The following is a 10,557-nucleotide window of genomic DNA, read 5'->3' on the forward strand; positions in this document are numbered from 1 at the left end:
CCTGGATCGACGTGGACGCGCTCAAGGCGCGTCTGGATCGCGGCGAGCCGCTGCTCATCCTGGACGTGCGCCCCGCCGCCGATTTCACCGGCGAGCAGGGACACCTCGCGGGCGCCCTGAGTCTGCCGCTGGAGACGCTCGCCGAGCGTCTGGACGCCCTGGGCACCGACCTCGAACGCCCCATCGCCATCGTCTGCCGCACCGACCGGCGCTCGGCCAAGGCCGCTGACCTGCTGGCGCGCCGCGGCTTCGCCCGCGCCCAAGTGGTCCAGGGCGGCATGACCGCCTGGCACGCGCGCGGCTGGCCGGTTGAGCGGGATGGCTCAACCGCACCACCGACGCTCTGACGTCCATGACGACCCTCCTCATCCTCCCGGAGACCCAAGTCCATGATCCACAAGCCGCTTGTCGCCGCCTTCGCGACCCTCTCGCTCCTGGCCCTGCCGCTCCAGGCGGAGGACACCTCGTCTCTCGCCGCAGCCATCGAGGAGCATCTGGAATTCGCCGAGTACGGTTCGAGCATCATCCTGCCCGAGCAGATCCCGGCCGAGGACTGGCCCAACCTCCTCGTGATCGATGCCCGGGACGCCGAGCAGTTCGCGGCGGACCACATCCCGGGGGCCGTCAACATCGAGTGGCGCAAGGTCGTGGCCCAACGCGACGAGATCCCCCAGGACAAACCCGTGGTCGTCTACTGCAACACCGGTTCACTCTCGGCGCAGGCGGTGTTCGCCTTGCGCCTGCTGGGTTGGGACAACGTCAGGGTCTTGCAAGACGGTTTGGAGGGATGGAAAGCCAAGGGCGGATTCGAGGCCAATCGACGCGCGCTGAACCCAACCGAGGGGTGAGGATCAACGACGCTGGGATCCGGACTGAACGAAGACTCTCATCAACCCAGTTCATCCTCCAACCAACCATCCCGATCAACCAGGAAGCATTCCAATCAGGAACCATTCGATGACGATTCTGATCATTCTCAACCGCGAGCCCTACGACCTCACCGATGTCACCTGGAACGCCCTACGCCTGGCCGCGACCCTGACCGACCAGGGGCAGGGCGTGCGGCTCTTTCTGATGAACGACTCGGTCGATCTGGCGCGCGACGTCTGCCGTCCGCCCGAGGGCTACGATCAGGATCTCTCCGCCATGCTCAAGGCATTGATCTCGCGCGGGGTGCCGGTGCAGGTCTGCGGCACCTGCATGGCGCGCTGCGGCATCCATAAGAATCACCCCTATTTCGAGGGCGCCGAGTCCTCCACCATGGCGGCCCTGGCCAAATGGGTGGCCGACAGCGACAAGGTGCTGACCTTCTGACGTGGCGCCGGCTTCCAGCCGGTGTCCCATGCTGCTCATGAACAGCGACGGTGTTGATCGGTGGGATTGGGTGCAGCTGGATCAGAGAGAGGTGCCCGAGGATCCGGATGCTTCGCGCGAGCAAACCGGGCACTCTGGATCGGCGTTGAGACTCAGGCTGCGCCAGTCCATCGTCGCGGCGTCTAGGAGCAGGAGCCGTCCGTAGAGGGGTGTTCCCAGCCCGGTCAGAATCTTGATGGCCTCCGTGGCCTGGATGCTCCCGATGATGCCAACTAGCGGCGCAAGGACGCCATTGGCCGAGCAAGTCCGGTCCTCGTGGACTTCGCTCGGATGGAGACATCGATAGCAGGGTCCACCTGAGCTTCCGCTGAAGGCCGTGATCTGCCCTTCCATGCGGATGGCGGCGCCCGAGACGAGGGGGACACCAGCAGCGAAGCAGGCACCGTTGATGGCGAGCCGGGTCGCGAAGTTGTCACAACAGTCGACTACCAGATCGACCTGAGCGACCACCACTCGGAGTGATTCCGTGCTGAGCCGGGATTGGATGGCGATGATCTCCACCTCCGGATTGAGTCTGGCAAGCCTCTGACAAGCCGAAGCGGTCTTGGTCCAGCCTATATGATCCGTGTCGTGGAGGATCTGGCGTTGCAGATTAGACAGATCGATCCGATCGAAGTCCGCGAGATGGATCCGGCCGACACCGGCGGCGGCGAGGTACATGGCGACCGGCGAGCCGAGACCGCCCAGTCCAACGATCAAGACACGCGCCGCAGCGAGCCGTTCCTGTCCCTCGATGCCGAAATCGGGTAGCAAGATTTGCCGACCGTAGCGCAGCAACTGCTCGTCGGACAGATCGACAACGCACCTCGTGTCAATCATCGCTTGGTCGGGATTGAGGCGGTGATCCTGGCATGGGATCTCGCGGGACTCGATGCGCTCGGCGTTGGTGATGTCCATGATTGGATGCCTCGGATCGTGACCAGTGGTTTATGGGGAATGAATCGATGCACAGTGACCGGCCGGTCCGCCTCCTGGGCAACCCCCTCGACGACCGGGAGCCGCACCGAACGCCGCGCTCAGGCCGCGCGCCTGCTTCGACCTCGTTGCTCGGCCTCGACGTCCCGCGCACGCAAGGCGGCATGGCCCTCCGAGGGATGCCTGCTCGGCAGTCCACTATCCGCCCGTGACCGGCGGGAAGATCCCGACCTCGTCGTCGTCGCGAATCGCTGTCTCGGGTCGGACAAGCTCCTGGTTGATGGCGGTCATCACGCGGTCGCCCTCGGGCAGCGCTTCAGCCCAGACTCCACCACGAGCGCGCAGATGGGCGAGTAGATCCTCGGCTGTCAGGATTCCTGGCTGGCAGGGAACCTCCTCTTGCGCCAACCCGAGCTGCTCGCGAAAACGTGCGAAATAGCAGATGCGGATCATCGGCTGGCCTCCTGGGTGAACCCTTGGAAGAGATTGGCGAACGGGATGAAGTCCACTTCATCCCCGCGCTGAATCCTCTGACCTGGTGCGATCTCGACCAGCCCGTCGGCCCAGGCGACCGAAGACAGCACCGCCGAGGAGCGGCTGGGGTAGACGGTCAGCTCCGTCTGGCCATCCTCGCCGGTCTCAAGCCGGGCGCGATGGAACTCGGTGCGCTGGTCCGGCTTGGGCCAGTCGAAGCCCGCGCGGATCTTGAGCGCGCGCGGTCTCGGGTCTCCGTGTATGCCCTGCATTTTCAGAATGATCGGACGGGCGAAGAGACAGAAGGTGACGAAGAGTGAGACCGGATTGCCGGGGCTGCCGAAGAAGGGCGTCTCACCAATCCGGCCGAAGGCCACCGGCTTGCCTGGGCGCATGGCGATGTTCCACAGATCCAGTGTGCCCAGCCGCTCCACAGCCGGCTTGAGGTGATCCTCCTCTCCGACCGAGACACCGCCGCTCGCGACGATGAGATCCGCCTCGCGCGCGCCGATCCTGAGCGCGTCCATGGTGGCATCGAGGGTATCCGCCACGATGCCGAGGTCCACCACCTCGCAGCCAAGGCTCTGCAGCAGCCCGATCAGCGTGTAGCGGTTGGAGTTGTAGATCTGTCCTGGTCCCAACGGCTCGCCCGGCGTCGCCAGTTCATCGCCGCTGGCCAGAATGGCCACGCGCAGTCGCCGATGAACGCAGATCTCGGCGGCTCCGATCGAGGCGGCGAGTCCCAGATGCTGGGGCGCAAGCCGGGTGCCAGCCGCGATCACCTCGACACCGCTGTGGATGTCCTCGCCGGCGCGACGGATGTTCGCCCCGACCTTGGCGTCGAGGGGGACGATGACCGTCTCGCCCGCGCGCGCGCATACCTCCTGGATCACCACGGTATCGGCACCGGCCGGCACCGGCGCGCCGGTGAAGATGCGCGCGGCGGTCCCGGGCTCCAGCGCCGCTCCGACCCGTCCAGCCGGGATGCGTTGGGCGACCCGCAGACGACCGCCGTGCACGGCCAGCTCGGCGTGACGGATGGCATAGCCATCCATGGCGCTATTGTCCCAGCCAGGGACATCAATGGTGCTCGTCACGGCGGAAGCGAGTACGCGACCGTAGCCAGCCGCGGTCGGAACGCGCTCGGTATCGGTGATTGGATCGACCCACACGAGCAGGAAATTGATCGCGTCCTCTTTGGTCAGAGTCTGACGCGGATCGGCGGTCGATCCGCAATCATGGGATGCCTTCATCAGTGGCCTCACTGCTCGCGCAGCCGCGGAATGAGCTGGGCGAAATTGCAGGGTCGGGTGCGGATGTCCAGTTGGGGCCGCAGGATGTTCTCCCAGGCGGTGCGACAAGCGCCGGTCGAGCCGGGCAGACAGAAAACGAAGGTGCCATTGGCCAGGCCGGCGATGGCGCGCGACTGGATGGTCGAGGCGCCGATCTCCGCGAAGGAGAGCTGCCGAAACAGCTCTCCAAAGCCATCGATCTCCTTGTCGAACAGCGGTAGGACGGCCTCGGGCGTGCTGTCTCGTCCAGTCACGCCAGTCCCGCCGGTGCTCAGGATGACGTTCACCTCGGGATCGGCGATCCAGCGCGAGACGATCGCGCGCAGTTGGTAGACATCGTCGGGCGCGATCGCCTTGGCGACGACCTGGTGTTCGGCCGACTCGGCGCTCTCCCTCAGGAAGTGGCCGGAGGTGTCGCGGTCCTCGCCCCGGCTGTCCGAGACGGTGAGGATCGCGATCTTGAGCGGGATAAAGGCCTGTTCGGTGAAGTGTTCGGTCATGTCATGACTCCTGCGATGAAAAGCCGATTGGTTTGGGGTTCAAGGCATGCCGGCATTCGGGGTATCGCCGGCGCGTGCCGATTTGACCGATCTCAAGGCAGCGCTCAGATGCCAGTGGGAATCTCCCACGCTGAATCCCAATCCCGAGGACCACCCATGTCAGCCGGACGTCGCATCACCCGCGAGAAGAAGACCATCGCCGCGATGCTGGCGATCGACTGTCGCGATCATCATGCCAGCGCTCGCGGACGCTGCGACGATTGCGCCGCCTTGCTCGACGATGCCCAGCGCCGGCTGGATACCTGCCCCTTCCAGGAGGAAAAGCCCGTCTGCAATCTGTGCGAGGTCCATTGCTATGCCGCGACGCCGCGCGAGCGGGTGCGCCTGGTGATGCGCGATGCAGGACCGCGCATGCTATGGCCCCATCCGATCCTGAGCCTCGGCCACCTGCTCGACAAATGGCGTCCCGTGCCGAAGTTGAAAGACCATAAGTGCGATGGATGAGCCCCGCTTCGCGCCGCGTCAACCCGGCCGGCCATCCGGTCGTGGGTTGAGCAGCATCGGGGCATGCACCCAGAGAAAGAGTCCGAAGGACAGGATCCAGCACAGCCCGCCGGCCATCAGCCAGGTCTGATAATTCGCGGGGGTGAGGAGGGGCGCGAGTCCGCGCAGGACTGCCGCGAGATTGATGAGCACGAAGGCAACCAGTGTCAACGGCGCCGCCTGCATCGGCCGCCCCGTGTGTCCCACCGCTACCCGAGCCATCATCCCCAGCGTCACCACCCCGATCGCGCCCACCGTCAGGGCGTGCAGGGCACCGCGCGGCGTCATGCCGGTGAAGGCCGGCAGTCCGTCCAGGATCAGGCCGAGCGCGAGCCAGAGCAGACCGACGTAAAGCACGTTCAGCATGGGCGTGGTCCAGATCTGCCGGTCGTGCCAGCCGGTCAGCCGCACCAGTTGCAGCAGACCCAGGACGAGCGCCAGGCCACCCGCGAGTTGACCGAGCGGCTGGACGAAATCGCCGATCAGGAGCCCGACGGCGACGATAAAGACGAGTCGCTCCAGGACCGGAAACACCCGGGGTCGCGCATCCGCGAGGGCGCTCTTGATAAAGAAGGGCATGACCCGACCGGAGACCAGCAGCATGACCAGCACCACCAGATCCAGCATCAGACGATGACCTCTCGTCGCGCCGCCGGCGAGCAGGCCGAGCGCATCCAGATGCACCAGCGCCCCTGCCAGGGTCATGCCGGCGAAGACCGCCAGAAAGACCCGATTGACCGGATTGGGGCCATGCCAAAGCGGCCGCCAGAGCACCAGCGCCAGGGCCGGGAAGAAGGCCAGATCGATCAGGGCGACCAGCAACGGCGGCTGCCCCAGCCAGGGCGCGATCCGACCGGCCAGCCAGAGTCCGACCAGCGCGGCCAGCCCGGCGCCGCTCGCCGTCGCCATCCCGGTCCAGTTGCGCACGGCGGTCAGCAGAAACCCCGCGATCACCGCCGCGAGATAGCCGAAGAGCATCTCGTGGGCATGCCAGATCGTGCCGGCGAGATGGCTCGGTTGGGGCCAGAGTCCACTCAGGATCGCCAGCCAGACGGTGACGGACAGCATCGCCGCCAGCCCAGCGGCCAGAAAGAAGGGACGGAACCCGAGCGCGAGCACGGGGAGGGCGTTGAGACGGGACATGACGGTCATGCGGATCGGGGCCAGTTGGCGGCTAAAGCGAGGCTTGCCTGCACGCTAGCCGCTGCGCCGCCCTCCGGCCTTGATGCCGGTCAAGCCCCATCGGCGTCCCGGAGCCGCTAGCCACCGCTGGCTGGTGACTGAAAGCTGCTGGCTGAACGCTGAAGGCCAATTCAATGTTCGCCCTTGGTCCGCAGTAGCCCCGCCAGCCGATTGCCCTGCTTCTGCGGACCGCCGCGCGGAAAAATCTGATGCAAATAACGGTTGCTGCCGCGTTCGCGACCCCAAACCTGACGGAAGTGGGAAATCATGTCACGCACCGTCGCCTGAGTACCCTGTCGGGCAAAGCGGGCGCGCAGATAGCGAATCACCTCCCATTGCTCGGCGTGCAGCGTCAGTCCCTCCTGTGCTGCCAGGGCGCGCGCGAAGTCCTCCGACCAGTCGGAAGGATCGACCAGATAGCCCTCGCTATCGGTCAGGATGGCGCGCTCGCCGACCCGAACCGCGCGGGTCGTCATGCTCGGGTAGGCGTTACTGCCGCTCGGGAATTCGCCGGGAAGTCCGCGCGAGTCCCGCTCGGACTGGGTGATCGACCAGAGTTCGATCGGGATCTCGCCGTCGAGTCGGCCCTCGAAGCGCTCCACCCCGGAGACCAGAATCTTGCCGCTGGTCGGCGGCAGGTCGAAGCTGGCCAGGCCCGCGCGATCGGTCAGCACCGGCGCGGTCTCGGTACCGTCCGCGTCTAGGCGCAGGACGACGGGGGTCCGCTTGAGTGGCTCATGGGTAGCCTTCATGGAAATTCTGACTGCGATCATCGTCTGCGCTCCGACGGTTACGACATCCGGTGGATCGGCGCCGCCAAGCGGCCCGAACCGAATCCACACTGACTGTGATGAGTTAAGCTTAGTGGCGAGCATGACCAAAGAAAAACGAAATGATTCGGTCTTTGGTATCGGAGATTTCGATAGAATCAGATAGACACGCGATGAGCGCCCAACATGGACATCGACCAGATCAAGACCTTTCTCGCGGTTGCCGCCCATGGCAGCTTTCTGGAGGCCGCCGAGCGGGTGCATGTCACCCAATCGACCGTGAGCGCGCGCATCCAGAACCTGGAACAGGGGCTTGGCGCACGGCTGTTCGTGCGCAACCGCTCGGGCGCCAGCCTCACCCCGGCCGGGCAGCGCTTTCTGCGCCACGCCAAGACCCTGCTGCTGACCTTCGAGCAGGCGCGTCACGATGTCGGTCTGCCGAGCCGCTTTCGCGCCAGCCTGACGATCGGCGCGCGCATCGCGCTCTGGGATGACTTCCTACCGCGCTGGGCGGGGCGCATGCGCGCGGCGGCGCCGGACATCTCGCTCAATACCGAGATCGGCTTCGAGGAGGATCTGATGCGCCGCATCATCGCCGGCACCATGGATCTGGCCCTGATGTACAGCCCGCAGCAGGGCGCCGGCATCCAGGTCGAGCACCTCTTCGACGAGACCCTGATCCTGGTCGGCGGCGACCCGGAGCAGGACGCGCTGGACGATGGCTATATCTATGTCGACTGGGGGCCGACCTTCTACGCCCAGCACCGCAAGGTCTATCCGGATCTGGAGCGGCCCGCCCAGACCGCCAACATCGGCTGGCTCGGTTTGCAGTTGATCCTCGCCAACGGCGGCACCTGCTTCGTTCCCGAACGGGTCGCCACCAGCTACCTGCGCGGCGGCTGTCTGCATCGGGTCGAGGGGGCGCCGACCCTGACCCTGCCGGCCTACGTCGTCTATCCGAGCGACAGCGACTCCAGCGAACTCACGACCGCGCTTGCCACGCTGCGCGCGCTGGTGGCCGAGGGGGCGGCGACGGGATCCGGCCGCCCGGATGCTGGAGCTGTGCAGACGGAACATCAGGAAGGCGGTTGAACCTCAACAGCCAGGCGCTTCCCAAACAGCTTCCTTCTCCACAGCATCGATGAAACCTTCCACGGTGAAACCTCCTGGGTAAAGCGATGCCTCGGCCTGAGCATCGTCCGCTATGGCAAGTTCATCTGCTTGATACCGACCAGACAAAATGCCTTCAGGATCATTCAACAAATGCCGGTCGTCCCGCAGGGCGATCAGCACCTCCTCCAGGGATACCTTGAGAAAGCCGCTGAATCGCTGATGGTCGCATTCGATCGAGGTATCGACGATCCAACCATGGATCGAGACTGAGCCAGCGTCTCCCGCAAGATTCAACTCGGCGGCTAGATCCGATCCCTCGGACAGGGCGCGCTCGACGGCGGGAACCTTGCGGCGCAATTGGTGGCCGGCTTTGCGGAGTGTCGTCGTCCCGTGCAGCCACGCATCGCGTTGCGACTGTCGGATGAAGGTCGATTTCACCTCCAGCACCAGCACAATCCTACCCAGTGCACAGATGAGATCGACCTCGCCAGCGCGGGCATCGGATTCGTCCACGGGTTGCCAGTTCAGCACGACGCGGAATCCCCGCGATTCGAAGAGTCGGCCGAGTTGTTCCTCGATTCGCCGCGTTTCGAGCCTGGCGTCGCCGCGTCGCGCACCAATCCGTCGGAGATTGTTGATGGCGGCCGTGCTGTTGTTTTGCAGACCGAAGATCCAAGGTAGCTGGATCAATAGTCGGTCCATCTTCAAGATCGGACGTTCAAATAATTTCGGATGGAGCCCCGGCTCTCCTTGTCGGAGCCGTGCAGCCAGAGTCACCAAGTCGTTGGTCCAGAAGTCGAGAATGGCGGCTGCCATCAATGGGCTGCCGCGTGGCGACTTCTTGCTGACGGTCCAGCCGACGATTCTCTCGAGCTTCGCCTTGCGGTCGGACCAGGTGAGCGGAAAGCGGTTATGACCCGTCGCGATGCCTTCCAGGGCCAACAGGCTCAGTGCTGGCGCCCAATGTCCTGTCTCGTTGAGATGGGTAACGAAGGCTTGGAGAAAGTCGCGTTGGTAGAATGCTGACGTCAACTCCGTTGCCAGTAGCGCCTGAAAGAGATCGACTTGCACCCCCGAGTCGGTCGTCACCGCGTCATCGAGTCCGTACACATCGGTTAGTTGAAGCTTCGTGCGAATCGCTCGGATATAGGCAACGCGGTTGGCTTCGTGGTTCTCTGGCAGTCCGATCATCTCTGTCGCCAAGCCCGAGTGAAAGAACGCGTCCAGCGCACGGTAGAACCAGTAGCCGTGAAGACGTTCGAGTTTCCTTCCGTCTCGTTTCCACGCGGCACGGAGCAAGGCATCGCGTTCAACGATGTCCAGCGCCCTTTCTCCAGTGCGCACGAACTCGATCCCATCGTCGAAGCTGAAGGCATCCGCCGACCGAGAGATGAAGCTGTTCAACTCGATCTGAGCCCCAAGCAGCGTCTCGAACGCTGTTCTGATGTCATGTCTGGGTGCCGGGCCATCTGGCGATGGGAACAGGAACGGCGATAGATGCGTTTTTAGCGATCGCATCAGATTCTTTTCCTTCGGTCTCAGCGAGGTCGCGGAGGCGGTCGCGAGCTTCCAGATCAGAATGTCGTTGATGGCCTGCCACTGACCTTCGGCGACGTTACGCTCCTCGACCGGTATCCATGGAGTGGTGAAATCGGCGGGGTTCAGTCGCTCGAAGGCGTAGAGGCTTGCATAAATCAGGAACTCGAAAGGCGAGAGATCGACGAGCATCTTCTTCCACATCTCAACCGTCGCTACACGCTCTCGGTAGGCACCGTCGAAAATGTCGAGCATGCGACAGAACTCGGCGATGTCCGGGTTTGAGCTGGCAATCCGATCGAGTTCGGCGCGGCGGGGCGAATGCTGTTGGAGCACGAGACCCGAATAACGGACGGCCTGGCGGACAAGCTGTGGGGATTCCGCGGCGACCCGTTCGAGCAGGAGAGGATTCGCCACAGGTTCCTGGCCGAGATAGCGGGCCAGTGCAAGCGTTGCCCCCTCTGACTGCCACGCTTCGCTTGGCATGCCGTTGACGAAGTCACTGGACCAAAAGTCCGAATCGCGCTGATGTCGGCTGTACTTCTGTTTTCCTCGGGTTGCTGGCTTGTTATCGAGATAGGCGTCGATGACGTTCTCGGCTGCCAGAAGCACTGACGCGCCAGCTTCGAGTTGTTGTTCAAACAGCCTGTCGTACAGGTTGACGCTTGTTGTGTCCTCTGGGGATCGCCTCATGATGGATGGCCTCTTCGGTCCATGAACTGCTGCCATGCACTGTACCAAATCGCGTTTTGCGACGGGCGAAGGAGTCGGTTCAGGAATCGGCGATCCGTCCTCGCGGTCGGTGAAGTGCGACCGGGAGAGGATTCCTCCCGACCGCCCCACCACTTACTCCAACCC

12 protein-coding genes are annotated in these 10,557 nt (G+C 64.2%); 5 read left to right on the forward strand and 7 right to left on the reverse strand.

Annotated elements, in window-relative coordinates; genetic code table 11:
- The 3 genes from CCR95_RS13935 to CCR95_RS13945 all read left to right on the forward strand — a co-directional run.
- Positions 1-347, forward strand: a 347-nt coding sequence (locus CCR95_RS13935; protein WP_201095399.1) for a rhodanese-like domain-containing protein, incomplete at its 5' end; no start/stop codon positions are given.
- Positions 348-389: 42 nt separating this feature from the next.
- The gene (locus CCR95_RS13940; protein WP_201095406.1) at positions 390-848 is read left to right on the forward strand and encodes a rhodanese-like domain-containing protein; all 459 of its coding nucleotides are present in this window, start codon (positions 390-392) and stop codon (positions 846-848) included.
- A gap of 109 nt (positions 849-957) precedes the next feature.
- A complete protein-coding gene (locus tag CCR95_RS13945; RefSeq protein WP_201095414.1) occupies positions 958-1,314 on the forward strand; it encodes a DsrE/DsrF/TusD sulfur relay family protein in 357 nt (118 codons plus the stop codon).
- A gap of 81 nt (positions 1,315-1,395) precedes the next feature.
- Here the strand turns inward: CCR95_RS13945 and CCR95_RS13950 are convergent, their stop codons facing one another.
- From CCR95_RS13950 to moaB, 4 genes are all read right to left on the reverse strand, one after another.
- A complete protein-coding gene (locus CCR95_RS13950; protein WP_201095439.1) occupies positions 1,396-2,166 on the reverse strand; it encodes a HesA/MoeB/ThiF family protein in 771 nt (256 codons plus the stop codon).
- Between the two features lie 321 nt (positions 2,167-2,487).
- Positions 2,488-2,742 carry a molybdopterin converting factor subunit 1 gene (moaD, locus tag CCR95_RS13955; protein ID WP_201095416.1) on the reverse strand — a complete coding sequence of 85 codons (255 nt, stop codon included), beginning with the start codon at positions 2,740-2,742 and terminating at the stop codon, positions 2,488-2,490.
- Positions 2,739-4,016, reverse strand: coding sequence for a molybdopterin molybdotransferase MoeA (locus CCR95_RS13960; RefSeq protein ID WP_201095418.1), 1,278 nt, complete (start codon positions 4,014-4,016; stop codon positions 2,739-2,741). The genes moaD and CCR95_RS13960 overlap by 4 nt, the downstream gene beginning before the upstream one ends.
- Before the next feature lie 8 nt (positions 4,017-4,024).
- Positions 4,025-4,555 (reverse strand): molybdenum cofactor biosynthesis protein B, encoded by a 531-nt coding sequence (gene moaB, locus CCR95_RS13965; RefSeq protein ID WP_201095426.1) that lies wholly within the window; start codon positions 4,553-4,555, stop codon positions 4,025-4,027.
- A 156-nt stretch (positions 4,556-4,711) separates the two neighbouring features.
- Here moaB and CCR95_RS13970 point away from each other — a divergent pair, with 156 nt between their 5' ends.
- Positions 4,712-5,059 (forward strand): nitrous oxide-stimulated promoter family protein, encoded by a 348-nt coding sequence (locus CCR95_RS13970; protein ID WP_201095428.1) that lies wholly within the window; start codon positions 4,712-4,714, stop codon positions 5,057-5,059.
- An 18-nt stretch (positions 5,060-5,077) separates the two neighbouring features.
- Here the strand turns inward: CCR95_RS13970 and CCR95_RS13975 are convergent, their stop codons facing one another.
- Together CCR95_RS13975 and CCR95_RS13980 are read right to left on the reverse strand one after the other, a co-directional pair.
- Positions 5,078-6,250, reverse strand: coding sequence for an NnrS family protein (locus CCR95_RS13975; protein ID WP_201095430.1), 1,173 nt, complete (start codon positions 6,248-6,250; stop codon positions 5,078-5,080).
- Positions 6,251-6,411: 161 nt separating this feature from the next.
- Positions 6,412-7,053: a TusE/DsrC/DsvC family sulfur relay protein gene (locus tag CCR95_RS13980; RefSeq protein ID WP_201095433.1), complete on the reverse strand. Its 642-nt coding sequence runs from the start codon at positions 7,051-7,053 to the stop codon at positions 6,412-6,414.
- A gap of 183 nt (positions 7,054-7,236) precedes the next feature.
- On the opposite strand from CCR95_RS13980, the gene CCR95_RS13985 reads away from it, so the two are divergent.
- Positions 7,237-8,142 carry a LysR family transcriptional regulator gene (locus CCR95_RS13985; RefSeq protein ID WP_201095435.1) on the forward strand — a complete coding sequence of 302 codons (906 nt, stop codon included), beginning with the start codon at positions 7,237-7,239 and terminating at the stop codon, positions 8,140-8,142.
- Between the two features lie 3 nt (positions 8,143-8,145).
- On the opposite strand, the gene CCR95_RS13990 is transcribed toward CCR95_RS13985, so the two are convergent.
- Positions 8,146-10,392: a hypothetical protein gene (locus tag CCR95_RS13990; protein ID WP_201095437.1), complete on the reverse strand. Its 2,247-nt coding sequence runs from the start codon at positions 10,390-10,392 to the stop codon at positions 8,146-8,148.
- Positions 10,393-10,557 lie beyond the last annotated feature (165 nt).

Origin of the sequence: Thiocystis minor, from assembly GCF_016653465.1 — a bacterium.
Lineage (GTDB): Bacteria > Pseudomonadota > Gammaproteobacteria > Chromatiales > Chromatiaceae > Chromatium > Chromatium minus.

What these genes read in the sequence shown, in the direction of transcription:
- moaB (WP_201095426.1), bottom strand. Translation starts at nt 4,555, where the DNA reads ATGACCGAACACTTCACCGAACAGGCCTTTATCCCGCTCAAGATCGCG.
- CCR95_RS13960 (WP_201095418.1), bottom strand. Translation starts at nt 4,016, where the DNA reads ATGAAGGCATCCCATGATTGCGGATCGACCGCCGATCCGCGTCAGACT.
- moaD (WP_201095416.1), bottom strand. Translation starts at nt 2,742, where the DNA reads ATGATCCGCATCTGCTATTTCGCACGTTTTCGCGAGCAGCTCGGGTTG.
- CCR95_RS13990 (WP_201095437.1), bottom strand. Translation starts at nt 10,392, where the DNA reads ATGAGGCGATCCCCAGAGGACACAACAAGCGTCAACCTGTACGACAGG.
- CCR95_RS13985 (WP_201095435.1), top strand. Translation starts at nt 7,237, where the DNA reads ATGGACATCGACCAGATCAAGACCTTTCTCGCGGTTGCCGCCCATGGC.
- CCR95_RS13980 (WP_201095433.1), bottom strand. Translation starts at nt 7,053, where the DNA reads ATGATCGCAGTCAGAATTTCCATGAAGGCTACCCATGAGCCACTCAAG.
- CCR95_RS13940 (WP_201095406.1), top strand. Translation starts at nt 390, where the DNA reads ATGATCCACAAGCCGCTTGTCGCCGCCTTCGCGACCCTCTCGCTCCTG.
- CCR95_RS13975 (WP_201095430.1), bottom strand. Translation starts at nt 6,250, where the DNA reads ATGACCGTCATGTCCCGTCTCAACGCCCTCCCCGTGCTCGCGCTCGGG.
- CCR95_RS13945 (WP_201095414.1), top strand. Translation starts at nt 958, where the DNA reads ATGACGATTCTGATCATTCTCAACCGCGAGCCCTACGACCTCACCGAT.
- CCR95_RS13970 (WP_201095428.1), top strand. Translation starts at nt 4,712, where the DNA reads ATGTCAGCCGGACGTCGCATCACCCGCGAGAAGAAGACCATCGCCGCG.